Consider the following 25,567-nt stretch of genomic DNA (forward strand, 5'->3'; position numbering starts at 1 on the left):
TCCGGCGTTTGAGGACGAGCGCGTTCAGCGCGAAAGGGGGGTCTGGGGGCGCAGCCCCCAGAAGGATGGGACGGGTAGGGGCGGCGGGGGCGAAGGAACTGTGACCTCACCCCCGCGTCAACCCCAGCAACTCCCGAGCCGGCCCCGTCGGCCGATGCCCCGTCGGCCACACCGCCCGCAGCTCCCGATCCAGCCTCACCCCCGCCAACGGCACACACACCAACCTCCGCGTCGACAACTCCTCCCCCACCGCCAGCTCACTCAACACCGCCGGCCCCGCCCCACCCACAGCCGAAGCCTTCACCGCGGTAGTCGACGACAGCTCGATCAGCGGACGCGCCAACCCACCCAGCGCCGTATCCAGCACCTGCCGAGTCCCCGACCCCTCCTCCCGCAGGATCAACGGCGTCACCGCCAACTCCTCCGCCCCCACCGGCTTCCGCCGCCGCGCCCACGGATGCCCCGGCGCCGTCACCACGATCAGCCGGTCCTTCGCGACGACCGCCGAGTCCAGCCCGCTCGGCACGCCCGTGCCCTCCACGAAGCCGAGGTCCGCCTCGTCCGCCAGGACCCGCTCGGCCACCGTCGCCGAGTTCCCGGCGAGCAGCGACACCGCCGTCTCGGGACGGAGCGCGCGCAGCGCGAGCAGCCAACCCGGCAGCAGGTACTCGGCGATCGTCATGCTCGCCGCCACCCGCAGCCGGGAGTCGCGTCGCACCCGCAGGGCCTGCGCGCCGGCGTCGAACGCCTCCGCCGCCTCCACGACCCGCCGTGCCCAGTCGGTGACGAGCACACCCGCGTCCGTGAGCCGGGATCCGCGCGGCGACCGGTCCACGAGGGCCAGGCCCAGCTGCCGCTCCATCGACCGGATACGGCTGCTGGCGGCCGGCTGGGTGACGCCCAGCTCCTGCGCCGCCCGCCCGAGACTCCCCAGCCGCGCCACCGCAAGCAGCAGCTCCATCGCGCCGAGATCGGGGACCCGGTGCGCGACCCCCGTCGGCCGGGCGGCCCTGCCTTCCACATCACCCATAGATCCAGCTTATGCCCTCATACACCCAAGGCCCCTGGTGACCGTCCTCACCCCGCGCGACCGTGAGGACATGGCCATCGCAGCCCCCGCTCTCGCCCGCCCACTCCCCCAGCCGCACATCTTCCTCGGCCCCCTCCGCCACCTCGGCCCCAACTGGTACGCCCCCGTCATGGGCACCGCCATCGTGGGCACCGCGGGCGCCGGTCTCCCCGGCGCGGACGGCATCCCGGGACTGCGTACCGTCTGCACGGCCGTCTGGGCCCTCTCCCTCGCCCTCCTGCTCGCGCTGCTCTGCGCCCGCGCCCTGCACTGGACCCACCACCACGACCAGGCCCGCGCCCACCTCCTCGACCCGGCGACCGCGCCCTTCTACGGCTGTCTCGCCATGGCCTTGACCGCTGTCGGCGGTGGCGCCCTCCTCGTCGGGCGGGACTGGATCGGCCTCCCCGCCGCCCTGGCCCTGGACGCGGTCCTGTTCACCGTCGGCACGGTCGTCGGGCTCGTCGCCGCCGTCGCCGTCCCGTACCTGCTGGTCGTACGCGGCGGGGCCCCCAGCCCCGTATGGCTGCTGCCTGTCGTCGCGCCCATGGTGTCCGCGGCGCTCGGGCCGCTGTTCCTCCCCCATCTCCCGCCGGGGCAGGGGCAGCAGGCGCTCCTGTACGCCTGCCTGGCCATGTTCGGGCTGAGTCTGCTCGCGACCCTGGTGATGCTGCCGCTCGTCTTCGCGCGGCTCGTGTCGACGACCGCCCCGCTCCCGCTCGCCCTCACCCCGACCCTGTTCCTGGCCCTGGGTCCGCTCGGCCAGTCCACCACCGCCGCCGGCAACTTCGCCGACCACGCCCCGGGCGTCGTACCCGTGCCGCACGGCATCGCAGCTGCCGCCGCCGTCCTCTACGGCGTCCCCGTCATGGGCTTCGCCCTGTTGTGGCTCGTGTTCGCCGGTGCGCTGGTGCTGCGCGCCCGGCGCCGGGGCATGGGCTTCGCGATGACGTGGTGGGCCTTCACCTTCCCGGTGGGGACCTGTGTCACGGGTGCGGAGAGTCTTGGCAGGCACACCGGGCTTGTCGCCTTCGACGTCCTCGCCGTCGCCCTGTACGGCTTGCTCCTCACCGCCTGGGCCGGCGCCGCCGTCCGTACCGTCCGGGGGCTGGTCAGCGGTGAGCTGCTCGCAGGGCCTCGCCCAGCACCTGTGGCGCCTCGGCCAGGGACGGGCCGTACCAGGTGAGATGGCGCCCGCTGACGAGCGCGCAGGGCACCCCCTCGAACGCCTCGGGCCCGTCCTCGGCCGTGAAGCGGTACGGCTCGTCCGGCAGGACGACCATTCCGGACGCGACCACGGCCGCCAACTCCTCGATCGGTATGCGCGGATAGCGTTCGGCGTGGTCCGCGTACGCGTTGTCGACTCCCAACCGTGCCAGCACGTCACCGGCGAAGGTGTCCCGGCCGAGCACCATCCAGGGCCGCCGCCAGATCGGCACGACAGCGGTCGTACGGCCCTCCCCGGCCGTCGGCCACCAGCGCTCCGGCGCCGACCACGCCGTCTCCGCCTCGTCCAGCCACCGGGGTCGCGCGCTCGCCCCGCACGCGGTCACCACCCGCTCCAGCTCCCGGAAGGCCTGCGGCACGTCCCGTACCTCGGTGAGGAGCACCTCGATGCCCGCCTCGCGCAGGGCGGCGAGGTCCGGCTCGCGGTTCTCCTCCTCGTTGGCGACGACCAGGTCGGGGGCGAGCGCGACGATCCGCTCGACCTTGGGGTTCTTGGTGCCGCCGATACGGACCACGTCGTCGCCGAGGTCGGTCGGATGGCTGCACCAGTCCGTGACCCCGACGAGAACGCCGGGCACCGTGACCGCGACCGCCTCCGTCAGGGACGGCACCAGCGAGATCACCCTCATGGTCGTGTCCCCCAAGTGCTGATCAATGGATACGAGTTGACGGCGAACGCCGGGTCGTCGAGCAGCCGCAGGAATTCGTCGATGTCCGCGTCCGGTACCCCGCACTCCGCCACCAGGCGGTCTCTGACCTGGCGCACGTTGACCGCGTGGAGCCGGACGCCCGCCCCGCCGCCCGGCCACGCCCCGGCCCAGGTGGCCGACGCCACGTCCGTCAGGCCCGCCGCGCGCAGGGCGCCGTACGTCCGAAGGCCCCAGCGGGGGTCGGCGCCGGCGCGGGTCAGGAGGTCGATCAGGGCGTCGTGGACGGTCTCGAAGAGCGTGGCCGCCCCGGGCGAGGGTGCCGACAGGACCGGCACCCAGGCGCAGTCGAACTCGTCGAGAACGAGCCGGCCGCCTGGGCGCAGGGCGCGCACCATCCGATCGAGGGCGGCGAGCCGGCGCACGGCACCGTACGGGTCGTACGCCACGTCGAGGCAGCGCATGCCGGGGGTGACGCCCAGGTCCGCGAGCCGCGCGAACGTCACCGGGTCGTAGCAGGTCTGGAGGGCGTCGAAACGGCCGCCCGCGTGTTCGGAGGCGCTGTCGAAGGCGTACGCAGAGGTGCCGGACATGTCGCCAGTATCGGGGCAGGGTCTGACAACGGGGACGGGAGTGATCCTCAAACCGCCCAAAAGTGCCGCAGGGAAGGGCATTTCAGCACATGTATCTATATCTGTATCTGTATCTGCGCACCGGAGCATCCGGGTGCCTCAGCGGCGGCCGTCCTGGACCGCTTCGATGTGTTCGGCCACCGCCACCACGATCACCCGGGTGTCCGGCACGGTCGCCCGCCAGCGGTGCCGTACCCCGCCCGTCAGATACAGCGTGTCGCCGCGGCCGAGCCGGTGTGCGCGGCCCTCCGCCTCGACCTCGACGGCGCCGTCGGCGACGTACATCAACTCGTCGTTGCGGTGCTGGAATTCGCGGCCCGCGTCGTGGTCGCCGCTGAACTCCATGGCGTGCAGCTGCTGGTGGCCACGGACGAGGGAGCGAACCCGGGGCTCGTCAGGAGCGGGTTCGAGGGCGTCCGCGCGGACGACGTCGACACTGCATGCGGGGTCGGCCGCCGCGAGGAGTTCGACCGCGGTGGTGCGCAGGGCGTCGGCGACCTTCTCCAGGGAGCTGCGGCTCGGCCGGGCCCGCTCGTTCTCGATCTGGCTCAGGAAGGGCACCGACAGGCCGCTGCGTTCGGCCACGACGGCGAGGGTCAGCTCCAGCGCCCGGCGCCGCCGCCGGACGGCCGCGCCCACCCGAAGGGGCTGTTCTTTGTGGTCGCCCATAGCTCCGGCTCCCTCCTCGGCTCGTCGTCGCGTCCCGGTTGTGTACACGTCCCATCACAGCGCATCGCGCCGCGTGTTCGGTGGCTGTTCGCCAGATCGACTCCGAAGCATGCACGACGCGTTCCCTGATGAGTTCCTTGCACCCTACGCATGTTCGTCAAACCGTTTCATGCGCCCGTCACATCGGTGCCGCCCCGCGTCGGGCCCGACCCTCACGGTTCGCGCCAGCGGACGGGCCGCCCGACCCCTCCGCGCGCCGTCCCACGCGCGCGTGCGGCGGAGCTGACCAGCGGAACCGGCCGACTCGGCGGCCGGGCCGGGGGGATGGCATCGCGCTCCGTGGTTGTCCGGATCCTTCTCGTACGCGGAACAAGTCCGTCCGCCCGGAAACGCCGCGAGGGGTGGGCCTCGCCGGAAAGACACCCGCACACGCGCGCGTGCCGTCCGGTTCGACCCACCCCTCTTGAGCGGCTCCCTCAGTTGTTCGATACCCCTTTCGCACCGCTCTTCCCCTCGGAACCGCCCGTCGGTGCCCATTTCTCGGCAAGTCCGGGGTTCGCCTTCAGCCAGGTGCGGACGGCGTCCTGCTCGCCGCCCTTGCCCGCCCGCTGGATTCCCGCCTCCAGGCCGGTGAGCTGTCCCTCCGTCATGGAGAAGTTCTTCAGCCAGCCGCCGACCTCGGGGTTGTCGTCGGCGAAGCCCTTCCGGGCCAGCGTGTGCACACCGTCGCCCTTGCCCCAGGCCCCCTTGGGGTCCTTGAGCTTCCTCAGGTCGTAGTCGTTGTACGCCCAGTGCGGCGACCAGAGGGTCACTGCGATGGGTTCCTTCTTGGCGTACGCGCGCTTGAGTTCGGCGAGCATGGCCGGGGTGGAGCCGTCGACGACCTCGTACTCGCCGTCGAGGCCGTACTCCTTGAGGACCTTGTCCTTGAGGAGGCCCATCATCCCGGCGCTCGGTTCGATGCCGACGATGCGGCCCTTGAACTTCGACGACTGTCCCTTGAGGTCGGCGAGCGAGTCGACGCCCTTCACGTACGAGGGGACGGACAGCTCCAGGGAGGTGGGGCCGTACCACTTGCCCAGGTCGTCGAGCTGATCGCCGTACTTCTTCCAGTACTCGGCGTGGGTGACGGGCAGCCAGGAGTCGGTCTGGAAGTCGATCTGGCCGGTCGCCAGGCCCGTGTACAGCGGGCCGGCCGCGTACTGGGTGGTGGTGACGTCGAAGCCGCGCTCCTCCAGCAGCTCCTTCCACAGGAACGTCGTGGCGATGCCCTCGTCCCAGGGGATGTAACCAATGGTGACCTTCTTGCCCTGGCCCACGTCTGCTGCCCCGGTCGCCCGGGTGTCCTGCGAGGAGGAGCCGAAGATGCCGAGGCCGCCCGCGACGAGCGCCAGGACGAGCACACCGGCCAGCGCGATCGCCGGGCGGGGGCGGTAGTTCCAGGCCTTGGCGGTGCCCGCGGTACGGGCCTTCGCCGCGGCGCGACGGCCCAATGGGGAGATCTGGGCGCCGAGTGCGCCGGTCATCCGGTCGAGGTAGATGGCGAGGACGACGATGCCGAGACCCGCCTCGAAGCCGAGACCGATGTCGAGCTGGCCGATGGCCTCGTTGACGGCGCCGCCGAGGCCGCCGGTGCCGACCATGCCCGCGATGACGACCATGGACAGGCCCAGCATGATGACCTGGTTGACGCCCGCCATGATCGTCGGCAGCGCGAGCGGCAGCTGGACACGCAGCAGTGTGTCGCGGGGCGGGGTGCCGAACGCCTCGGCGGCCTCGACGAGTTCGGCGTCGACCTGCCGGATGCCGAGTTCGGTCATGCGTACGCCGGGGGCGAGGGCGAAGATCAGGGTCGCGACGACACCCGCCGGGACGCCCATCCCGAAGAACAGGATCGCCGGGATCAGCAGCACCATCGACGGCATCGTCTGGAGCAGGTCCAGGACGGGGCGTACGACGGCGCTGACCGTGCGGGAGCGGGCCGCCCAGATGCCCAGCGGGATCGAGATCACCAGGGCGATGAGGGTGGCGACGAGCACCAGGGAGAGCGTCGACATGGCCTTGTCCCACAGGGCCATGGAGTCGACGAGCGCGAATCCGGCGAACGCGAGGACGCCCGCGACGAGGCCGCGCAGCCACCAGGCGGCCACCGCGAGGATGCCTGCCAGGAGGAGCGGCTCGGGGGCGGTCAGCACCGCGTCGATGCCGTCGTACAGGCCCTCCACGACCGTCTTGATCGCGTCGAAGAGCCAGGACATGTGGTCGACGAGCCAGCTGACGCCGTCGTCGACCCAGTTGCCGAGCTGGATCCTAGGCACGGGCGGTCACCTTCCCGTCACGCGAATCGTGCGAGCCGGTACAGGGTTCCGGGTCCCCCTGCCGGTCGCCCAGGAAGCCGACGAGGCGCTGGCGCGGTACGACACCGACGAGTTCGCGGTCCTCGGTGAGCACGGCGACCGGGTGGGGCACGCGCGCGCTGAGCGCGCACAGTTCGTTGAACGGCGTGTCGGGCGTCGCCGTCGCGCAGTCGCAGTCGGCCTCGTCGCCGTGGGTCTCCGGGTCCATGACGGCGCCCGCGGTGAGGACACGGGAGCGGTCGACGTCCTTGGTGAAGGAGGCGACGTACTCGTTGGCGGGGCGGACGAGGATGTCCTCCGCGGTGCCGGTCTGGACGATGCGGCCGTCGCGCATGACGGCGATGCGGTCGCCCAGGCGCATGGCCTCGTTGAGGTCGTGGGTGATGAACACGATGGTCTTCTTGAGGGTCTTCTGGAGTTCCAGGAGCTGGTCCTGCATGTCCCGGCGGATCAGCGGGTCGAGCGCGCTGAACGACTCGTCCATGAGCAGCAGATCGGCGTCGGTGGCGAGCGCCCGGGCCAGACCCACGCGCTGCTGCATACCGCCGGACAGCTCGTCGGGCCACGAGTTCTCCCAGCCGGCCAGACCGCACAGGGCGAGCGCCTCGTCGGCGCGGCGATCGCGCTCGGCGCGGGGCACGCCCTGCACGGACAGGCCGTACGCGGCGTTCTCGCGGACGCTGCGGTGCGGGAAGAGCGCGAAGTGCTGGAAGACCATGCTGATCTTGTTCGCCCGTACCGCGCGCAGTTCACGGTCGCCGAGCGCGGTCAGGTCGTGGCCGTCGAAGCTGACGCGTCCGGCGGTGGGTTCGAGCAGGCCGTTGAGCATGCGCAGCAGGGTCGACTTGCCGGAGCCGGACAGGCCCATGACGACGAAGATCTCGCCCGGTTCCACGGTGAAGGACGCGTCGATGACGGCGGCCGTGATGCCGTCGTCGCGCAGTTCGTCGCGGTCGGCTCCCTGTTCGAGCCGTTTCACCGCGTCTTCGGGTCGTCTGCCGAACACCTTGTACAGATGCTCGGCCTCAAGCCTGGATGACAAGGGTGCTCCTCGGTCGTGCACTTCGGTGGCGCTCTTCGGTCGTGTCTTTCGGTTACGTCGGTTGCGCGAACAACCGGGTTCGTCCGTGACCGCGCCTGCCCCTGTCCGACGTGGGCAAACGGGCGAGTGGGCCAGTTCACAAGGCCTTCGCGGGAGCAACACCGCCCTGGAGAGCGGGCGGCCCGGGGTGACTGTCAGTGGCGTACGGCATGATGCGAGGCGTGACCGGACGACTGATGCTTCTCGACACCGCCTCGCTCTATTTCCGCGCCTATTTCGGCGTCCCGGAGTCCGTGAAGGCTCCGGACGGCACGCCGGTGAACGCCGTGCGCGGGCTGCTCGAATTCATCGACCGGCTGGTCAGGGACCATCGGCCGGACCACCTCGTGGCCTGCATGGACGCGGACTGGCGTCCGCAGTGGCGGGTCGACCTGATCCCGTCGTACAAGGCCCACCGCGTCGCCGAGGAGCGCGAGGTCGGTCCGGACGAGGAGGAGGTGCCGGACACCCTGTCGCCGCAGGTGCCGATCATCGAGGCGGTGCTGGACGCGGTCGGGATCGCGCGCGTGGGCGTCCCGGGGTACGAGGCGGACGACGTGATCGGCACGTTCACCGCCCGCGCCGAGGGCCCCGTGGACATCGTCACCGGCGACCGGGACCTGTATCAGCTGGTCGACGACGCGCGCGGGAGACGTGTCCTGTACCCGCTCAAGGGCGTGGGCACCCTCCAGCTGACCGACGAGGCGTGGCTGCGCGAGAAGTACGGCGTGGACGGGCGGGGGTACGCGGATCTGGCGCTGCTGCGCGGCGACCCGAGCGACGGGCTGCCGGGCGTACCCGGCATCGGCGAGAAGACGGCCGCGAAGCTCCTTGCCGAGTTCGGCGACCTGGCCGGGATCATGGCCGCGGTCGACGACCCGAAGGCGAAGCTGACGCCGTCGCAGCGGAAACGGCTCGACGAGTCACGGCCGTATGTCGAGGTCGCGCCCAAGGTCGTGCTGGTCGCGGGCGATGTTCCGCTGCCGGACGTCAACACGGCGGTGCCGCGTACTCCTCGCGACCCCGAGATGCTCGACGCGCTCGCGGCCCGCTGGGGACTTGGCGGGTCATTGGAGAGATTGCTCACGACACTGGGCAGCTGAGGTACCGCTTCCCCCGGAGCGAGGCACGATGTACTCGTGCCCCACCATCAGGCACGACACCCTCGCCCGGGGAGAACAACATCCTCACCCCAGAGAACACCACTCTCTTTTTGAGGCGTCTTTACGCAACAAAACACCTCGGGTGACAGGGATTTCCAAGGGGGAGATGCTAACTTAGGTAAGCCTAAGCAAAGGGAACAGGGAGGCCGTCATGGCAGAGCGCCCGGAACGCAGGGCTCCGAAGACCCACTCCGCGCAGGTCGTCCGCACCGAGCGACTGACTCCACATATGCAACGCGTGGTCCTGGGCGGCGACGGCCTCGCCGAGTTCACGGCCGGCACCCGCACCGACCACTACGTGAAACTGCTGTTCCCGGCCGAGGGCGTCACCTATCCGGAGCCCTTCGACATGCAGCGCGTCCGCGCGGAGTTCCCGCGCGAGCAGTGGCCGGTGACGCGCACCTACACGGTGCGCGCCTGGGACCCCGAACTGCGCGAGCTGACCCTGGACTTCGTCCTGCACGGCGACGAGGGCCTGGCCGGCCCCTGGGCGATGCGCGTCCAGCCGGGTGAGACGGTCTCCTTCGGCGGCCCCGGCGGCGCGTACGGCCCCGACCCGGACGCCGACTGGCATCTGCTCGTCGGGGACGAGAGCGCGCTGCCCGCGATCGCCTGCGCCCTGGAGGCGCTGCCCGACGGCGCGAAGGCGTACGCCTTCGTGGAGGTCGCAGGCCCCGAGGAGGAGCAGAAGATCGACTCCGACGTGGAGGTCCACTGGCTGCACCGCGGCGAACGCCCCCTGGGCGAGGCCCTCGTGGAGGCCGTACGCACCCTGGAGTTCCCCGCGGGCCGGGTCCACGCGTTCGTACACGGCGAGGCGGCCTTCGTGAAGGAACTGCGCCGGCTGCTGCGGGTGGAGCGCGAGATCCCGCGCGAGGACCTCTCGATCTCCGGCTACTGGCGCCTCGGCCACAACGAGGACGGCTGGCAGGCATCGAAGCGGGAGTGGAACGCACAGGTGGAGGCGGAGCAGGAGGCCGCCGAACCGGCGGCGTCCTGAGCACCGGCGGCTTCCTGCACGCCGGTGAGCCATCGGGGCCCGCAGGAACCCGGGCCCCGTCGGTCCGGGTTGCGTAGAGGCCGGGCCTACGACGCGCCGCTCCGACCGAGCGGGGCTCCCCGGTCGGGGTGGTCGCGCATCTGCGGTCGGGACGGTCGAGCGCCCACGGCCGGAGTGGAGTAGGGCCGGGGCGGGCGGACGCCCCTCGCCGGAGTGGTCGCGCAACCTCGGACTCCCCGCACCCATCGCCCAGTTGACGGTCCGGTCGGCGGCGGGTGGAGATCGGCTGCGCGCCCCAGCGCGATGCCTCCCGCCACGCCCTCACCACGGTCGCGCCGTGTCCTGAAGACACCGGGCGGGAACGACCCCCGAGCCAGTACCATGCCGCCGAGCCTCATCAAGCCGCCCAGCCGCCCCATCGCCCAGTTGCCCGATTGCCCGGTCGCCGTCGGCACGTGAGGACTTGGGCCCCGCCTCGATACGGCCGCGACATCCCTGCGAAACAGCGCCTCCCTAATTTCTGTCACCCGACAGGAATTCCGCGCCGAAGGCAGGTCCCGCCGTGACGACCACCGCTGACCCCGACGTACGCCCCGACCCGCCGGAGCCGTCCGCCGACGGCTCCCTCGCCGAGTTCGGCTACCGCCAGGAACTGCACCGCAGCCTCGGCCGGTACGCCTCGTTCGCGGCCGGGTTCTCCTTCATCTCCGTTCTGACGACCGTCTTCCAGTTCTTCGCCTTCGGGTACGCGTTCGGCGGCCCCGTCTTCTTCTGGGCCTGGCCCGCCGTGCTCATCGGCCAGCTGCTGGTCGCCGCGTGCTTCGCGGAGCTGGCCGCTCAGTATCCGATCTCCGGCGCGATCTACCAGTGGTCGTCCCGGCTCTCCAACCTCACCTTCGGCTGGTTCGCCGGCTGGATCATGGTGATCGGGCAGATCGTGGTGGTCGCGGCGGCGGCGCTCGCGCTCCAGGTCGTCATGCCCGCGATCTGGTCCGGCTTCCAGCTGGTCGGCGACGACCCGGCCCCGACCTCGGCGAGCGGCGCGGCCAACGCGGCGATCCTCGGCGTGCTCCTCCTGGTCCTGACGACGTTCGTGAACGTCATCGACAACCGTGTGATGTCCCTGATCAACCGGGTCGGCGTGACCGCCGAGATCATCGGCGCGGTCCTGATCATCGTGCTGCTGTTCACCCACTCCGAGCGCACTCCGGGCATCACCTTCCACACCGGAACAGCCCTGGAGTCGGGCCTGTTCGGGGCGCTGCTGGTGGGCTCGTTCACGGCGGCGTACGTGATGATCGGGTTCGACAGCGCGGGCGAGATGAGCGAGGAGACGCACAACCCCCGGCGCACAGCGCCCCGCACGATCCTGACCGCGCTCGCCTCGGCGGGCCTGCTGGGCGGCCTGATCATCCTCGCCGGCCTGCTCGCCGCCCCGAGCCTCACCGACGGCCGGCTCGGCGTCGAGGGCCTGAGCTACGTCCTGACGAGCAGCCTCGGCGACGGGGTGGGGCGTGCCCTGCTGGTCGACGTGGTGGTGGCGATCGCGGTGGCGACGCTGGCGATCCAGACGTCGGCGTGCCGGATGCTGTTCTCGATGGCCCGGGACGGCCAGCTCCCCTTCTCGGCCCGCCTCGCCAAGGTCAACCCCCGCACGGGCATGCCGAACGCCCCGGCCCTGGTCGTCGGCGTCCTGGCGGCGGCCCTGCTCCTCCTCAACTTCGCGTCTCCGGAGGCGTTCCTGGCCATCGGCACGACGTGCATCGTGATGCTGTACCTGGCGTACGCGATGGTGACGGGCCCCCTGCTCCTACGACGCGTGAAGGGCACGTTCACCACCGAAGGCACCGACGAGACGGGCAAGCCCCTCTTCTCCCTGGGCCGCTGGGGCATCCCGGTCAACGCCCTCGCCCTGCTCTACGGCCTGTTCATGACCATCAACCTGGCCTGGCCGCGGGCGGCGGTCTATGACCCGGCGGGCGGGCACTGGTACTTCCAGTGGTTCACGGTGTTGTTCTTGGGGGGCACGGTGGGGGGTGGGGTGCTGTACCGACTCGTGCGTGCCCAACGGGTGCGCTCTGCCGGGGAACCCGCTCAGGCACTGCGGGAGCCGGCTTAACAAGCCACCGGTAGCGGCAGCGGAGAGCTGTGAGGTTCCGCGGTGAAGACCACGTTCACTTCGAGCGTCTCCCCCCTCAAACGGTGAACGGAGCTGTACCTCGGAGTGCTGTGCGTCCACACCGCCAGGCCGGCAAGCATGTGATGGAGGGCGTCGAACCACCATCCGATTCCTGTTCGACGGCGGGCGCGCTCCTCAATGTGGAGGAAGCGACCAAGGAGATCCTCGTGGAGTCGTGCTGCCTCTGCGGCACCATCGACCCACGAGAGATCTCGCTCGTGCGCGATCGAGAAGACGGCATTGAGCCAGCTGTCGTCCATGTCCTTGGTGATGCCGTGAAGGTCGTTGTCGAGGATGTGCAGGACGCGGGCCAACTGCCAGATTTCCCGGACGTGGGGATCAGAGAAGAAGTCGACCGGTAATTCACGCCCCTGCGTGTACTCGATAAGATCGATCCAGTTGTCTATCCCCACCGAATAGGAACGGACAGGGAAGTACTCGTGCAGCCGAGGCGGCTGCCCCTTGCGAGCACGTGTGCTGAGATCCGCCTCGTCCTCCACGGAATACATCCATGCCTCGAAGTGGCCGGAGAACCGCTTGCGCCACTGCGGACTCATCGTGTGCTTGAAATCCTGCCCCAATTCCCACCAGGCACTCAGGAAAGGATCACCTTCGAGCGCCCCCCGCTCCAGTTCTCCGACCAGGGCCGGACCGGCCTTGGTCTCACGACCGCCCGTCCCCACACCTTCCGCCGGATCATCGAAGGCGAACCAGAGTCCGAGGAATTTACTGATCGTATTCAGGTGGGGGCCCGTGGCCGAAGGGTAGGAGTTGGCGCAGTTGCGAGCTACCTCAGCCCGTTCGAGCACGCTAGAGTATTGGGATGATATGAGCCCGCGGCCGGTGAGCCACGACATCATGGCGCGCTCCGCCCCCTGATACCGGTCAGGGGAGGAGGACTCCGCGCCGGCACACCACGATCGTGGATACGTTGTCGTAATTGCGCGCTTGTTCACAGTGCTCCTTAACCGATAGAAGGCTCGGGATGGCATGTGGGATGGCGTTCCCTTTATTGCTCGGGAATTGAGGGAGAGCTGTTACCTCCCTCGGCAATCTTCATGATCTCGACGTCGTCGAAGCCTTGCCGGGCAGCCATTGGATGCCCCGCTCGACGAAGACCCTCTCTCAGCGAGGAACGGGCTGCAGTGCTGCGGCTGCGCGAAGGAAGGAATGACGCACCTCCTGCACTCCTCGATCAGGGCGCGGACTGCTCGGCCGACTTCAAAGCGTGCTTCATACCCCTGTCGACGGCCTCGCCTCCCGGACAGTCGCGACAACTTCGCCTTCCTCGAAGACGCAGTCACGTTCTGACCGGCCCGACACCGCGATCACTGCCCCGCCCCGGGCCGACCCGACACCCAAATGTAATCGAACAGGCGACGTAGGCCCAGATAGCTTCCACGGTGACGCAGGCGTACGCCCTCCGGGAAGGGCGCACACCGGGAGCGCTCGAAGCACCATTCGTCTGCTCCCAGGACTGTGAAAGCGCCCTGTGACCAGTGGTATCGGCATACTCTTCGGCCCAGGCGTTCCGTTGCGACCTTTACCACGCCGGCTGCCGTCGGCACACCCGCACCCGGCTTCGTCCGTACGCTTGATCGTGATGAGACGCCGCACTCCGCCCCCGCCCTCTCCCCTGCCGCAGCGCGACGGGGTGGATCCCGTGCGCGTACGGTTGCCGGTCGGGGATGCGTGGGCGACCGTACGGGATCATCTCGTGGCCCGCCTCGCGGCCGACGACGAGATGATCGACGGGATGCTGGACGCGGGAAGGATCGTGGACGCCACCGGGCGTCCGGTGCTACGGGACACGGCATACGTGCCAGGGATGTTCGTCTGGTTCCACCGGGAACTGCCCGACGAGGAGCGGGTGCCGTTCACGGTCGAAGTCGTCTACCGGGATGAGCACATCGTGGTGGCCGACAAGCCGCACTTCCTGGCCACCACCCCGCGCGGCAGCCATGTCGCCGAGACGGCCCTGGCGCGGCTGCGGCGGCAACTGGGCATTCCGGCGCTGAGCCCGGCGCACCGGCTGGACCGGCTCACGGCCGGGCTGGTGCTGTTCACCGTGCGGCCGGAGGAGCGCGGCGCGTATCAGTCGCTGTTCCGCGACAGGCGCGTGGCGAAGGAGTACGAGGCGGTGGCCCCGTACGACCCCTCGTTGGCCCTGCCGCGTACCGTGCGCAGCCGGATCCTCAAGGAGCGCGGGGTCCTGGCGGCCCGTGAGGTCGAGGGCGAGCCCAACGCCGAAAGTCGGGTCGAGCTTCTGGAACACAGGAACGGGCGTGCCCGGTACCGGCTGACACCGCGTACCGGGCAGACACACCAACTACGGGTGCACATGAGCGCGTTGGGGGTGCCGATCCTCGGCGATCCCCTCTACCCCGTGGTGACCTGCCCCGTGACGGCCGGTGACTTCCGGCGTCCGCTCCAACTGCTGGCGCGGGTCCTGGAGTTCACCGATCCGGTCACGGGGCGCGAGCACCGATTCGTCAGCCCTCGCGTGCTGCGGGCGTGGTCGTCGTACGACGAGTGGGCCGGATAGCCCCGGCGCCCGGCCGGTTCAGTCGCCGCGCCACCAGCGCAGGATGCGCCGGAACACCCCCGGTCGAGCAGCCGGTTCGGCCGTCGCCGCCGGGGTCGGAGTGGTGGGCTCCGAAACGGTGGGGTCCGAGACCGTGGGCTGTGGAGCGGCGGGTTGTGGTTCCACCGTGCCGACCTGCCAGTTCTTGGAGCGCTGCGAGGGCACAGGATTGATGGACGGGAGCTGTGTGACGTCCTGCTGGACCTTCGGCACGAACTTCACCGGCAGTTCCACCAGGTGCCGGTTCGAGATGGACTCCTGCCAACGCAGCTCGTGCTCATCGCAGGCGAGCTGGACGTCCGGCAGGCGGGTCAGCAGCGCGTCGACACCGACGTCGGCGACTGCGCGTCCGATGTCCTGGCCCGGGCACTCGTGAGGGCCGCCGCCAAAGGCGAGGTGGGAGCGGTTGCCCTGCATGTTGGCCTTCAGGTCGGGACGGACGCGCGGGTCCACGTTGCCCGGCGCGATGCCGAAGAGGAGGCCGTCACCCTTCTTGATGCGCTGGCCACCGAGCTCGGTCTCCTGCTTGGCGATGTAGGGGATGATCGTGCTGAAGGGCGGCTCGTCCCAAAGGGACTGCTCGACCGCCTGGGGCACCGTCATCTGGCCACCGTTGAGCTGCGCCCGGAAGCCCGGGTTGGTGAGCACCACCCGCAGTACGTTGGCGAGGAGGTTCACCGTGGCCTCGTACGCGGCGATCATGACGACGCGCAGGTGCTGGCCGACCTCCTCATCGGTGAGCTTCGCCGGATGGTTGATGAGATGGCTGGTGAAGTCGTCCTGAGGATCGGCCCGGCGACGACTGGTGAGCCGCATCAGGATGTCCATGAGGTACGCGTTGCTGGCGATGGCGGTCTCAGTGCCCTTGGGCAGGTCGCGGGTGGCCTCCACGATCCGGTCGTTGTACTCGTCCGGCATACCGAAGATCTCGCACAGCACCGCCATCGGCAGGTGCTCGCAGAACTGACTGACCAGGTCGGCCCTGCCCTCCTCGCAGAACTTGTTGACGAGAAGCTGGGTCGCGCGGTTGATGTGGCGGCGCAGGCCCCGGTGGTCGATGGTCGACATGGCGCCGGTGACCGCTCCGCGCAGCCGCAGGTGCTCGTCACCCTCGGCGTAGCAGCAGATGGGCTGCCAGTAGACGTGCGGCATGAGCGGGTGGTCGGGCTTGACCGTGCCGTCATGCAGGGGAGTCCACAACCGGGTGTCCCGGCAGAACTGCGAGGGGCTGCGCACCATGTGCATGTTCTCGCCGTGGCCGAGCACCACCCAGATCGGTACATCGTCGTGGAGCAGCGCAGGCGCCACCGCGCCATGCTCGGCCCGCAGTTTCTCGTACACGGCTCCCAGGTCCGCGGCCTCCGGGCCGTACAGCCGGCGTAGTCCGCCGGGGCCGGTGCCGTGGGCGGGGCAGCCCGGGGGTGGGCTGAGGGCGGTGTCGTCCGTGTCGGTCAGCGAGTGGGGGTCAGGCGTCACGGTGATCGCTCCGAAACTGAAGTGAATCCGAGGTCAGATGGGTTGTTGGGAGGGGGAAACAGACGGGATGCGAGGTGGGATTGCCGGTCGCCGCGCTCAGACCGACGCCTTCGTCATCTCCAAGGAGTGCAGAAACCGCATGAGCGTCATGAGCGTGTCCCGGCTGGAGGCCCGCCGTCGGGCGTCGCACTCCACGATCGGGATCTCCGGGGCCAGGTCGAGAGCCGAGCGGAGGTCCTCGACCGGGTAACGGGGGGCGTCCGGGAAGGAGTTGACGGCGATGACGAAGGGGACGCCTCGTTCTTCAAGGCGCCCTATCACGTCGAAGCTCACTTCCAGGCGTCGCGTGTCGATCAGGACGACCGCGCCCAGGGCGCCTTCGAACAGGCCGTTCCAGAGGAACCAGAAGCGTTCCTGGCCGGGGGTGCCGAAGAGGTACAGCACCAACTGGTCGGTGATGCTGATGCGGCCGAAGTCCATGGCCACGGTGGTGGCGGTCTTGGAGTCGGAGCCGTAGTTGTCGTCGACGCCGATGCCGGCCTGCGTCATGGTCTCTTCGGTGGTCAGCGGCCTGATCTCGCTGACCGAGCCGACCATGGTCGTCTTGCCGACGCCGAATCCGCCCACGATCACGATCTTCACCGCGGCCTGGGTGGAGTGCGGCAGTCGGTCCTCGGTCCGTGGACCCGGGATGGTGTCAGAGCCTTTGAAGTCCATGCATCACCGCTTCGAGGAGGGAACGGTCGGCGAGCGACTGGCGGATCAGCGGGTCGCGCGCCTGGACCAGTTCGGCCGTCAGCAGCTCGGTGAGCAGGACGGTCACCACGCTGAACGGCAGGTTGAGATAGGCCGAGATCTCGGCCACGGACAGAGGGGCCTTGCAGAGGCGGAGCAGCGCCGACTGCTCCGGCGGGGCAGAGGGCGGCGGCTCGGCGCACGCCACGATTAACGTGACGAGGTCGAGCGGGGCGCGCTCGCCGCCCTGGGCCGCGCCGGTGAGCACATAGAGCCGTTCGGGGTTCTTCCCCTCCCCCTCCTTGCCCTCTGTGCCCTCCGCCCCTTCCTTGCCCTCCGGGTCTGCTCCGGCCTCCGTAACGGCCGGACGCAGAAGGAGCGGCTCCGGGGGCGGTTCCTGTTTGATCGGATAGCGCCGTCGGCGCTGCGGAGGAGTCATACGGTCTGCCCGTTCCGCCGGGGCGGACTGGTGAGGTGTTCGCCGATCCGGACCACGAGGTCACGCATGTGGTGGCTCATGCTGCCGGGTTCGGCGACCACGTTGGCGAGGACCGCGAGGTAGGCGTTGGGGCCCGCGGCCATCAGGTAGAAGTAGCCGCCGGTGACCTCGATGATGACCATCTTCATCGTGCCGTCGCTGCCCGGGATCTCGTGCGCGACGGCGCCCGCGAGGCTCTGCAGCCCCGCGCAGGCGGCGGCGACACGGTCGGCGGCGTCGGGGTCGCCGCCGTAGCGGGCGATACGCAGGCCGTCGGCGGAGAGCACCACGATCTGCTGGACACCCGGTACGCCGTCGGCGAGTGCCTTGAGCATCCAGTCGAAGTTGGCTCGCTGCGAGATCACTTGAGGTCCCCCTCGTCGTCGGCCTCAGCGTGGGCCGGCTGCTGGTTGGTCGCACTGGGTGCGGTCGGGTCTTCCCGGTGGCCGCCGAAGGCCGCCAGGTCGTCCGGGTGGCCGCCCGGGGCCGTGGAGTCGCCCGGGAACACGTAGTCGGGCGCGTCGTCCGGGTGGTCGGAGAACGTCGTCGGGTCGTCGGGGTTCCTGGTGAAGGCCGTGGGGTCCGGGTCGCCCTTGAGTCCCTCCATGAACGCCTCGACCCACAGGCCCGGCAGGGGCTCGTCCTCCTTGTCCTTCCTCTTCTGCGACTCGGGCTCCCACAGCTTCCGCAGTTCCGGGTCGGCCTCCATCTCGGCCTCGGCGGCCCTGGACCGGGCGTACCGCTCGCTGAGCGGGGTCTTGACCCGGCTGCGGCGCTGCGGCAGGCCGTTCTCGGTCCACTCGGTGACCTCCGGGATGTCGTCCTCCATGGAGACGGAGGCCGGGATTCGCGGGCCGGTCGTGGGGCGGCGCTTCTTGGGCGGGCGCTTGGGGCCTTCCACCGCGCCGAGTTCGGGCTTGGGCGCGGCGGTGGCGCCGATGCCGTGGGCGAGACCGACACCGGGTTCGGTGGTGAGCATCTCGGACGGCACGACCAGGATGGCGCGGACACCGCCGTACGCGGACTGCCTGAGCGAGATCTGCATGTTGAACGCCTCGCACAGGCGTCCCACGACCGCCAGGCCGAGGCGCGGGGCCTCGCCGAGGTCGTTGAGGTCGAAGCCGACCTGGGCGCGGGCGATCATGTCCTCGGCGCGCTTGCGGGACTCCTCGCTGAGGCTGACGCCGGCGTCCTCGATCTCGATGGCGATGCCTGTCTGCACCTCGGTCGCCGTGACGTGGACCTTGGTGTGGGGCGGCGAGTAGCGCGTGGCGTTGTCGAGGAGTTCGGCCGCCGCGTGGATGACCGGTTCGACGGAGTTGCCGTCGACCTGGACCTTCGCGATGGAGGTCAGGTCGATACGGCGGTACTCCAGGATCCGGGACATCGCCCCGCGCAGCACGCTGTACAGCGCGACGGGCTCGGGCCACTGGCGTCCGGGCCGGCCGCCGCCGAGCACGGAGATGGAGTCGGCGAGGCGGCCGATCAGCGCGGTGCCGTGGTCGATGCGCAGGAGGTCGTCGAAGACCTCGGGGTTGCGGCCGTGGTCCTCCTCCATCTCCCGGAGTTCGTTGGCCTGTTGGTGGACGATCGACTGGACGCGCCGGGCGATGCTGACGAAGGCGCGCTGCGAGCCGTCCCGCATGGCCTCCTCATGGTCGATGATCTCCATGACGAGCAGCAGCAGTTTGCTCTGCGGTACGGGGAGTTCGCGGTACGGGGAGTTCGCCAGACCCATCTGGCGAATCACCTCTGAGGGTGAACCGACACCGCGCATCATGCGGAGCGCGTACGGCAGGATCTCCTTGCCGAGCCGGGCGAAGTCCTCGTCGTGGGCGGCGATGCGCCGCTCCAGATACGCAGTGTGACGGGCGTGCTCGGCCCGCAGGCCACGGACGGTACGGCCGCGGCGGACCACTTCGGCGGCCACCGCGACGACCAGGACCGTGGCGACGGCCCCGCACCAGCCGACGGCGATGCGGGCCGGCCCTGTCACCAGGGCGCCGGCCGCTCCGGTCGCCCCGGCCATCGCTATGGCAGGCAGCAACAGCACGCGCGCGTAGGGAAGTTCACGGCCACCGGGAGGCGATTGAACACTCACCATGTATGCCCTCTGAGACAGGTCGGCTGGGGTTGGGGGAGCTTGCTGTGGGGTACGTCTGGGAACTATCTGGATCTTCGGCATTTTTGGGAACAAGCGCACGAATACATCCCAACTTGGTGCGCTGCGGGCGAGCTTAGTCCGACCGGATCAACGCCGTGTCATATTCGGCAAGCCTCTGAAATGCCCCTTGCGACTGGAGTACCCTCAGCTCCATTTGCACGCTGCGGATGCAATCGCACACACTGCGTCACGACGTCCAGGCGTACGAAAACCACTCACCGTGATGGGTGAACGAGCCCCTCGGAGCCCTCAGGGACGCCTCTGCCTCAGATGCCGGCGATGCGCAGCGCCGCGTCCGCGGTGGCTTCCGCGAAGACCGAGACCGGACGCTCGGGGTCGGAGCGGTGTACGAGGATGACGCCCTCGATGAGCCCGAAGAGCAGATCCGTCCGCAGATCCAGCTCGCTCTTGGCGAGTGCCCCACCGGCGGCCGTAGCGGCGAGCAACTGCCGGTAGGCGTCCTTGAGTTCGGCCCGTACGGCGTGGAAGCCGGCGAAGCGTTCGGCGCGCACCTCGGGGAGGAGATAGAGGCCGCCGAGGTTGTGCGGGCCGCCGCAGAGCAGCTCGACGTCGGTGCGGCACAGCTCCCAGAGCCGGTCCCCGGCCGGGGTCGTGTCGTCGGCGAGCAGTCCGCGGGCGTATGTCAAGGAGGGGGTGACGGTGGACTCCAGCAGCTCGGCGAGCAGCTCCTCCTTGCCGGAGACGTAGTGGTACATGGACGCCTGGCGCATCCCCGCCCGCTCGGCGATGATCCGGGTGGTGGTGGCCGCGTAGCCTCGGGTGGTGAACAACTCGGCGGCGGCGGCGAGCAGTTCGGCTCGTGGAGCGACCCCGCTGTCCGGCCGTTGCGCGGCCCGCGGCCTGCCGACCCGCCGTCCACCCGACCCGCCCGTCGTTCCCATGCGTTCGATCCTCGCATACCGACCGGTCCGGCGATCTTCGTGAGCAATCGGTAACGGGGTGGAAACACACGGGCAATTCCGGTGTCTCGCCGCCCACCTAATTTCTGTCGGGCGACAGAAATTAGATGCCGCGACCAAGTGCCACGACAACCAGCACGTCACGCAGTACGACTTCGGAGCCGGAGGACCCCGATGGGGACATCGACCACGTACGGAGCCCGCGACCACGCCCGTGCCCAGGAGGGCGCCCGGACCGAGGCCATGCCCGTCGTCCCGGCCGCCGACTGGCCGGCGCCGCCCTGCGAGGCCGGCCATCTGGTGTGGGCCGAGACGGTGGCGGGCGGCAACTACACGCACCGGGTGCTGGCCCGCGGCACCGAGCTGCGCCTGACCGACCTGCGCGGCGACGCCTGCGCCCATCTGCTGCTCTTCGTCGCGGACCGGCCCTGGGAGCGGCTGAACGTCGCCGACACGGTCAAGGTCCAGTGGAACGCCTACCTCGGCGAGGGGCAGTTGCTCCTCTCCGACCAGGGCCGCGTCCTCGCCACCCTGATCGCCGACACCTCCGGGCGCCACGACGCGCTGTGCGGCACCTCCACTCTCGTACGCAACACGGACCGGTACGGCGACGGCACCCCGCAGTCGCCCTCCCCCGCCGGCCGTGAGCTGTTCAAGCTGGCCGCCGCCAAGAACGGCCTCCAGCCGCGCGATCTGCCGCCTTCGCTCTCCTTCTTCCAGGGCGTGGAGGTACGCGAGGACGGTTCCCTCGACTTCACCGGCTCGGCCGGACCGGGCGGCAGTGTGACGCTGCGCGCCGAACAGGACATCACGGTGCTCATCGCGAACGTCCCGCACCCCGCCGACCCGCGCGAGGACTACGTCAGCACCCCGCTGGAGGTCCTGGCCTGGCGCGCCGGACCCACCGCCCCCGGAGACCCGCTGTGGGAGGCCACGCCCGAGGGCCGCCGCGCGTTCCTGAACACCGCCGAATTCCTTGCCGCGAGGGGGCTCGCATGAGCACGTCCACATCCACGAGCACGACCGTCGTTCCCGCCCGCGCCGCCTGGTCGTCGGTCGTCCGCGCCGGCGAGACCCTGACCGTCACCGACCTGCACGGCAACCAGGCCGTCGACTTCCTCGTGTACGACGCCCACGACACGTCCGTGCGCTACAGCGCGCCCGACACGATCCACGCGCAGGGCGGCATCTTCCTCACCACGGGCAGTGTCCTGATGTCGAACGAGCACACGCCGCTGATGACCGTGGTCGCCGACGACGTCGGCCGGCACGACACGGTCGGCGGCGCCTGCTCGAAGGAGTCGAACACCCTGCGGTACGGCCACCACACCTGGTCGCAGCACGCGTGCGTGGACAACTTCCTCGCCGAGGGCGCCAAACACGGCCTGGGCAAAAGGGACTTGGTCTCCAACATCAACTGGTACATGAACGTCCCCGTGGAGAAGGACGGCACGCTCGGCATCGTCGACGGTCTGTCGTCACCGGGACTTCAGCTCACGCTGCGCGCCGAGTGCGACGTCCTGGTCCTGGTCTCCAACTGCCCCCAGATCAACAACCCTTGCAACGGCTTCGACCCGACGGCGGTGGAGATGACCATCACCGGGACAGGTACCGAGCCGGGCACCGGGGCGGGCACGGAATGAGCTTCGACACGCTGCTGGTCGCCAACCGTGGCGAGATCGCGGTACGGATCATCCGTACGGCAAGGGAGTTGGGCCTGCGCACGGTCGCGGTCTACTCCGACCCGGACCGCTCGGCCCCGCACGTCCGGCTCGCCGACGAGGCGGTGCGGCTCGGTCCGGCGCCCGCGAAGGAGTCGTATCTCGACGCCGACCTGGTGCTGGAGGCGGCCAAGGTGACGGGAGCCGGGGCGATCCATCCCGGATACGGCTTCCTGTCGGAGGACGCGGCCTTCGCGCGGCGCTGCGAGGACGCCGGGATCGTGTTCGTGGGGCCGACGCCCGAGCAGCTGGAGCTGTTCGGCGCGAAGCACACTGCCCGGGCGGCGGCGGAGGCGGCGGGCGTGCCGCTGGCGCCGGGCACGGGCCTGCTGGCGTCACTGGAGGAGGCCTTGGAGCAGGCCGCCGCCATCGGCTATCCCGTGATGCTGAAGGCGACCGGCGGGGGCGGCGGCATCGGCATGTCGGCCTGCGCGTCGGCCGCCGAACTCACCGAGGCCTGGGAGCGGGTGCAGCGCGTCGCCGCCGCCTCCTTCTCCTCGGCGGGCGTCTTCCTGGAACGGCTCGTCGAACGCGCCCGCCACGTGGAGGTGCAGGTCTTCGGCGACGGCGAGGGCCGGGTGGTGACCTTCGGCGACCGCGACTGCTCCCTCCAGCGCCGCAACCAGAAGGTGGTGGAGGAGGCCCCGGCACCCGGCCTTCCGGCCCACGTCCGGACCCAACTGGCCGACTCCGCCCGCGACTTGTGCGCCTCGGTCGGCTACCGCTCAGCCGGAACGGTGGAGTTCGTGTACGACGCCGCCCGCGAGGAGGCGTACTTCCTGGAGGTCAACACCCGGCTCCAGGTGGAGCATCCGGTCACGGAGGAGATCTACGACGTCGACCTCGTCGCCTGGATGCTGCGCCTGGCGCGCGGCGAGCGGGACGTCGTACGGGACCCGGGCACCCCTCGCGGTCACGCCGTCGAGGCGCGGATCTACGCCGAGGATCCGTCCCGCGAACACCGGCCCAGCGCGGGCCTGTTGACGCGGGTGGAGTTCCCGGGCGGGGTGCGGATCGACGGCTGGGTGGAGACGGGCACCGAGGTGACCACGTCGTACGACCCGATGCTCGCGAAGGTCATCGCGTACGGCTCCGACCGGGCGCACGCGCTGCGCCGACTGGACGAGGCGCTGGCCCGCACCCGGGTCGACGGCATCGAGACGAACCTGGGGCTGGTGCGAGCGGCACTCGCAGCCCCGGATTTCCGTGCCGCGACGCACTCGACGGCGACCCTGGCCGGGGTGAGCGATCCGACTCCCCGCATCGAGGTGGTCTCCGGCGGAACCCTCACCACGGTCCAGGACTGGCCGGGCCGCACCGGCTACTGGCAGGTGGGCGTCCCGCCGTGCGGCCCCATGGACGACCGCTCGTTCCGGCTCGGCAACCGTGCCCTGGGCAACGACGAGGGTGCCCCAGGCCTCGAATGCACCCTGCAGGGCCCTGCGTTGAGGTTCACCCACCCCACGACGGTGTGCGTGACCGGGGCTCCGGCGCCCGTCACGCTCGACGGCACGCCGGTCGCGCAGTGGGAGCCGGTGACGGTACCGGCGGGTGGAGTACTGCAGGTCGGCGCCCCGACCGAACAGGGCCTGCGGACGTACGTCCTGTTCGCGGGCGGCGGCCTGGACGTGCCGCCGTTCCTCGGCAGCGCGGCCACCTTCACGCTGGGCAGGTTCGGCGGGCACGGGGGCCGGACGCTGCGCACGGGGGATGTCCTGCACGGCGGGACGATGACGGAGTCAGGAGCCCCTGTTCCCCCCGCCGACCGCCCGGAGTTCGCGTCCCCCTGGCACATCGCGGCGGTCGAAGGCCCGCACGCGGCACCGGAGTTCTTCACCGAGGAGGACATCCACGACTTCTACGCGGCCGACTGGAAGGTCCACTTCAACTCGGCCCGCACCGGGGTACGGCTGGTCGGCCCCAAGCCCCGCTGGGCGCGCACCGACGGCGGTGAGGCGGGCCTGCACCCGTCCAACATCCACGACACGCCGTACTCCGTGGGCGCCGTCGACTACACGGGCGACATGCCGGTCCTGCTGGGCCCGGACGGCCCCTCACTCGGCGGCTTCGTGTGCCCGGCGACGATCATCAGCACGGAGCGCTGGAAGCTGGGCCAGCTGCGCCCCGGCGACACGGTCCGCTTCGCACCCGTGGACACAACGGGCGTGCGGCGAGCGGCAATTGTGGACGGCGGCGTACTGGCCCGGGATGGCGACATCACGTACCGCCGCAGCGGCGACGACAACCTTCTGGTCGAATTCGGGCCGATGCAGCTGGACTTGGCGCTTCGGATGCGTGTCCACGCGCTGATGGAGGCGGTGACGGAGCTGGACCTGGAGGGCGTGACGGACCTGACGCCGGGCATCCGCTCACTCCAGATCCAGGCGAACCCGACAGTGCTCCCCCAGTCCGAACTCCTGACTGCTGTACGGGAGATCGCGACGAACATGCCCCCGGCGGACCGACTGACGGTGCCCTCCCGGACGGTCCACCTCCCCCTCTCCTGGGACGACCCGGCGACCCGTGAGGCGATCGCCCGCTACATGGCGGGCGTCCGCGACGACGCCCCCTGGTGCCCGTGGAACATCGAGTTCATCCGCCGGGTGAACGGCCTGGCCTCGGTGGACGACGTGTACCGCACGGTTTTCGAGGCGGAGTACCTCGTACTGGGCCTGGGGGACGTCTACTTGGGCGCACCCGTCGCCACCCCCCTGGACCCCCGCCACCGCCTGGTGACGACGAAGTACAACCCGGCCCGCACCTGGACGGCGGAGAACTCGGTCGGCATCGGCGGCGCCTACCTCTGCATCTACGGCATGGAGGGCCCGGGCGGTTACCAGTTCGTCGGCCGTACGACCCAGGTGTGGTCGGGCTGGCAGCAGCGCGGCGCGTTCGAGCCGGGGTCGCCGTGGCTGCTGCGGTTCTTCGACCGCATCAAGTGGTACGCCGTCGAGCCGGACGAACTCCTGGAACTGCGCGCGGACATCACATCGGGCCGCTTCGTGCCCCGCATCGAGGAGGGCGTCTTCTCCCTGGCGGAGTACGAGGGTTTCCTGGCGGAGAACGCGGACTCGATCGCGGAGTTCCGCTCGCGTCAGGGGGCGGCGTTCTCGACGGAGCGGGATGCGTGGGAGGCGGCGGGCGAGTTCACTCGGGCGGAGGCGGACACGGGCCCTGCGGCCCCCTCCGCCGAGGTGACCGTCCCGGCCGGGGGCCATCTGATCGAGGCCGAATTCGCCGCGTCGGTATGGCAGTTGAACGTGTCGGCGGGGGACGAGGTGACGGCGGGGCAGCCGCTGCTGGCGTTGGAGGCGATGAAGATGGAGTCCCGGATACATGCCCCGGTGGCGGGGGTGGTCCACGAGATCCTGACGAGGCCGGGGGCACAGGTGGAGGCGGGGACGGCGCTGATGGTACTTACGCCGATCACCTGAGGCGCCGGGCCGACCCCGAGTTTCCTCGCCC

21 protein-coding genes are annotated in these 25,567 nt (G+C 70.2%); 8 read left to right on the plus strand and 13 right to left on the minus strand.

What is annotated here, in order from left to right; translation table 11 throughout:
* Positions 1 to 106: 106 nt before the first annotated feature.
* Positions 107 to 1,030 (minus strand): LysR family transcriptional regulator, encoded by a 924-nt coding sequence (locus ACFYXF_RS50750; RefSeq protein ID WP_389361031.1) that lies wholly within the window; start codon positions 1,028 to 1,030, stop codon positions 107 to 109.
* 70 nt (positions 1,031 to 1,100) lie between these two features.
* On the opposite strand from ACFYXF_RS50750, the gene ACFYXF_RS50755 reads away from it, so the two are divergent.
* Positions 1,101 to 2,255 carry a TDT family transporter gene (locus ACFYXF_RS50755; RefSeq protein WP_389361033.1) on the plus strand — a complete coding sequence of 385 codons (1,155 nt, stop codon included), beginning with the start codon at positions 1,101 to 1,103 and terminating at the stop codon, positions 2,253 to 2,255.
* Here ACFYXF_RS50755 and ACFYXF_RS50760 read toward each other — a convergent pair.
* The 5 genes from ACFYXF_RS50760 to ACFYXF_RS50780 all read right to left on the minus strand — a co-directional run bounded on the left by ACFYXF_RS50760 (position 2,182) and on the right by ACFYXF_RS50780 (position 7,643).
* Entirely contained in the window at positions 2,182 to 2,925 is a 744-nt protein-coding gene (locus ACFYXF_RS50760) for a helical backbone metal receptor (protein WP_389361035.1), read from the minus strand. The genes ACFYXF_RS50755 and ACFYXF_RS50760 overlap by 74 nt on opposite strands.
* Positions 2,922 to 3,536, minus strand: a complete 615-nt coding sequence (locus ACFYXF_RS50765) for a methyltransferase (RefSeq protein ID WP_389361037.1) — start codon at positions 3,534 to 3,536, stop codon at positions 2,922 to 2,924. The genes ACFYXF_RS50760 and ACFYXF_RS50765 overlap by 4 nt, the downstream gene beginning before the upstream one ends.
* A gap of 138 nt (positions 3,537 to 3,674) precedes the next feature.
* Positions 3,675 to 4,244 carry a helix-turn-helix domain-containing protein gene (locus ACFYXF_RS50770; RefSeq protein ID WP_369035829.1) on the minus strand — a complete coding sequence of 190 codons (570 nt, stop codon included), beginning with the start codon at positions 4,242 to 4,244 and terminating at the stop codon, positions 3,675 to 3,677.
* Positions 4,245 to 4,720: 476 nt separating this feature from the next.
* Positions 4,721 to 6,562: an ABC transporter permease/substrate binding protein gene (locus ACFYXF_RS50775; protein ID WP_389361040.1), complete on the minus strand. Its 1,842-nt coding sequence runs from the start codon at positions 6,560 to 6,562 to the stop codon at positions 4,721 to 4,723.
* The gene (locus ACFYXF_RS50780; protein WP_389361042.1) at positions 6,555 to 7,643 is read right to left on the minus strand and encodes a glycine betaine/L-proline ABC transporter ATP-binding protein; all 1,089 of its coding nucleotides are present in this window, start codon (positions 7,641 to 7,643) and stop codon (positions 6,555 to 6,557) included. The genes ACFYXF_RS50775 and ACFYXF_RS50780 overlap by 8 nt, the downstream gene beginning before the upstream one ends.
* A 209-nt stretch (positions 7,644 to 7,852) precedes the next feature.
* Between ACFYXF_RS50780 and ACFYXF_RS50785 the strand changes: the two genes are divergently transcribed.
* From ACFYXF_RS50785 to ACFYXF_RS50795, 3 genes are all read left to right on the plus strand, one after another.
* A complete protein-coding gene (locus ACFYXF_RS50785; RefSeq protein WP_389361118.1) occupies positions 7,853 to 8,785 on the plus strand; it encodes a 5'-3' exonuclease H3TH domain-containing protein in 933 nt (310 codons plus the stop codon).
* A gap of 211 nt (positions 8,786 to 8,996) precedes the next feature.
* Positions 8,997 to 9,845 (plus strand): siderophore-interacting protein, encoded by an 849-nt coding sequence (locus ACFYXF_RS50790; protein ID WP_389361044.1) that lies wholly within the window; start codon positions 8,997 to 8,999, stop codon positions 9,843 to 9,845.
* Positions 9,846 to 10,407: 562 nt separating this feature from the next.
* Positions 10,408 to 11,964, plus strand: a complete 1,557-nt coding sequence (locus tag ACFYXF_RS50795) for an amino acid permease (RefSeq protein WP_389361046.1) — start codon at positions 10,408 to 10,410, stop codon at positions 11,962 to 11,964.
* On the opposite strand, the gene ACFYXF_RS50800 is transcribed toward ACFYXF_RS50795, so the two are convergent.
* Positions 11,961 to 12,980, minus strand: coding sequence for a terpene synthase family protein (locus tag ACFYXF_RS50800; RefSeq protein ID WP_389361049.1), 1,020 nt, complete (start codon positions 12,978 to 12,980; stop codon positions 11,961 to 11,963). The two genes, ACFYXF_RS50795 and ACFYXF_RS50800, sit on opposite strands and share 4 nt — an antisense overlap.
* A gap of 647 nt (positions 12,981 to 13,627) precedes the next feature.
* On the opposite strand from ACFYXF_RS50800, the gene ACFYXF_RS50805 reads away from it, so the two are divergent.
* Complete coding sequence (locus ACFYXF_RS50805; RefSeq protein ID WP_389361051.1) at positions 13,628 to 14,569, plus strand: RluA family pseudouridine synthase; 942 nt, start codon at positions 13,628 to 13,630, stop codon at positions 14,567 to 14,569.
* Between the two features lie 18 nt (positions 14,570 to 14,587).
* Here the strand turns inward: ACFYXF_RS50805 and ACFYXF_RS50810 are convergent, their stop codons facing one another.
* From ACFYXF_RS50810 to ACFYXF_RS50835, 6 genes are all read right to left on the minus strand, one after another.
* Positions 14,588 to 16,084 carry a cytochrome P450 gene (locus ACFYXF_RS50810; RefSeq protein ID WP_389361053.1) on the minus strand — a complete coding sequence of 499 codons (1,497 nt, stop codon included), beginning with the start codon at positions 16,082 to 16,084 and terminating at the stop codon, positions 14,588 to 14,590.
* Between the two features lie 96 nt (positions 16,085 to 16,180).
* On the minus strand, positions 16,181 to 16,801 hold the full coding sequence (locus ACFYXF_RS50815) for an ATP/GTP-binding protein (protein ID WP_389361055.1): 621 nt from the start codon (positions 16,799 to 16,801) through the stop codon (positions 16,181 to 16,183).
* Entirely contained in the window at positions 16,782 to 17,258 is a 477-nt protein-coding gene (locus ACFYXF_RS50820) for a DUF742 domain-containing protein (protein ID WP_389361057.1), read from the minus strand. The genes ACFYXF_RS50815 and ACFYXF_RS50820 overlap by 20 nt, the downstream gene beginning before the upstream one ends.
* Entirely contained in the window at positions 17,255 to 17,662 is a 408-nt protein-coding gene (locus ACFYXF_RS50825) for a roadblock/LC7 domain-containing protein (RefSeq protein WP_389361059.1), read from the minus strand. The genes ACFYXF_RS50820 and ACFYXF_RS50825 overlap by 4 nt, the downstream gene beginning before the upstream one ends.
* Entirely contained in the window at positions 17,659 to 19,401 is a 1,743-nt protein-coding gene (locus ACFYXF_RS50830) for a sensor histidine kinase (protein ID WP_389361061.1), read from the minus strand. The genes ACFYXF_RS50825 and ACFYXF_RS50830 overlap by 4 nt, the downstream gene beginning before the upstream one ends.
* A 326-nt stretch (positions 19,402 to 19,727) precedes the next feature.
* Positions 19,728 to 20,363, minus strand: a complete 636-nt coding sequence (locus ACFYXF_RS50835; RefSeq protein WP_389361063.1) for a TetR/AcrR family transcriptional regulator — start codon at positions 20,361 to 20,363, stop codon at positions 19,728 to 19,730.
* Between the two features lie 192 nt (positions 20,364 to 20,555).
* Here ACFYXF_RS50835 and ACFYXF_RS50840 point away from each other — a divergent pair, with 192 nt between their 5' ends.
* The 3 genes from ACFYXF_RS50840 to ACFYXF_RS50850 are packed head-to-tail and all read left to right on the plus strand — an operon-like array spanning position 20,556 to position 25,536.
* Positions 20,556 to 21,380 carry an urea amidolyase associated protein UAAP1 gene (locus tag ACFYXF_RS50840; RefSeq protein ID WP_389361065.1) on the plus strand — a complete coding sequence of 275 codons (825 nt, stop codon included), beginning with the start codon at positions 20,556 to 20,558 and terminating at the stop codon, positions 21,378 to 21,380.
* Complete coding sequence (locus ACFYXF_RS50845; RefSeq protein WP_389361067.1) at positions 21,377 to 22,024, plus strand: urea amidolyase associated protein UAAP2; 648 nt, start codon at positions 21,377 to 21,379, stop codon at positions 22,022 to 22,024. Before ACFYXF_RS50840 ends, ACFYXF_RS50845 begins: the two co-directional genes overlap by 4 nt.
* A complete protein-coding gene (locus tag ACFYXF_RS50850) occupies positions 22,021 to 25,536 on the plus strand; it encodes a 5-oxoprolinase/urea amidolyase family protein (RefSeq protein ID WP_389361069.1) in 3,516 nt (1,171 codons plus the stop codon). The genes ACFYXF_RS50845 and ACFYXF_RS50850 overlap by 4 nt, the downstream gene beginning before the upstream one ends.
* Positions 25,537 to 25,567 lie beyond the last annotated feature (31 nt).

Source organism: Streptomyces sp. NPDC002680 (assembly GCF_042889145.1).
GTDB lineage: Bacteria > Actinomycetota > Actinomycetes > Streptomycetales > Streptomycetaceae > Streptomyces > Streptomyces adonidis.

Excerpts from the sequence above, each read along its gene's own strand:
- ACFYXF_RS50750 (WP_389361031.1), bottom strand. The coding sequence starts at position 1,030 with ATGGGTGATGTGGAAGGCAGGGCCGCCCGGCCGACGGGGGTCGCGCAC.
- ACFYXF_RS50755 (WP_389361033.1), top strand. The coding sequence starts at position 1,101 with ATGGCCATCGCAGCCCCCGCTCTCGCCCGCCCACTCCCCCAGCCGCAC.
- ACFYXF_RS50760 (WP_389361035.1), bottom strand. The coding sequence starts at position 2,925 with ATGAGGGTGATCTCGCTGGTGCCGTCCCTGACGGAGGCGGTCGCGGTC.
- ACFYXF_RS50765 (WP_389361037.1), bottom strand. The coding sequence starts at position 3,536 with ATGTCCGGCACCTCTGCGTACGCCTTCGACAGCGCCTCCGAACACGCG.
- ACFYXF_RS50770 (WP_369035829.1), bottom strand. The coding sequence starts at position 4,244 with ATGGGCGACCACAAAGAACAGCCCCTTCGGGTGGGCGCGGCCGTCCGG.
- ACFYXF_RS50785 (WP_389361118.1), top strand. The coding sequence starts at position 7,853 with ATGATGCGAGGCGTGACCGGACGACTGATGCTTCTCGACACCGCCTCG.
- ACFYXF_RS50790 (WP_389361044.1), top strand. The coding sequence starts at position 8,997 with ATGGCAGAGCGCCCGGAACGCAGGGCTCCGAAGACCCACTCCGCGCAG.
- ACFYXF_RS50805 (WP_389361051.1), top strand. The coding sequence starts at position 13,628 with ATGAGACGCCGCACTCCGCCCCCGCCCTCTCCCCTGCCGCAGCGCGAC.
- ACFYXF_RS50815 (WP_389361055.1), bottom strand. The coding sequence starts at position 16,801 with ATGGACTTCAAAGGCTCTGACACCATCCCGGGTCCACGGACCGAGGAC.
- ACFYXF_RS50820 (WP_389361057.1), bottom strand. The coding sequence starts at position 17,258 with ATGACTCCTCCGCAGCGCCGACGGCGCTATCCGATCAAACAGGAACCG.
- ACFYXF_RS50830 (WP_389361061.1), bottom strand. The coding sequence starts at position 19,401 with ATGGTGAGTGTTCAATCGCCTCCCGGTGGCCGTGAACTTCCCTACGCG.
- ACFYXF_RS50835 (WP_389361063.1), bottom strand. The coding sequence starts at position 20,363 with ATGGGAACGACGGGCGGGTCGGGTGGACGGCGGGTCGGCAGGCCGCGG.
- ACFYXF_RS50840 (WP_389361065.1), top strand. The coding sequence starts at position 20,556 with ATGGGGACATCGACCACGTACGGAGCCCGCGACCACGCCCGTGCCCAG.
- ACFYXF_RS50845 (WP_389361067.1), top strand. The coding sequence starts at position 21,377 with ATGAGCACGTCCACATCCACGAGCACGACCGTCGTTCCCGCCCGCGCC.
- ACFYXF_RS50850 (WP_389361069.1), top strand. The coding sequence starts at position 22,021 with ATGAGCTTCGACACGCTGCTGGTCGCCAACCGTGGCGAGATCGCGGTA.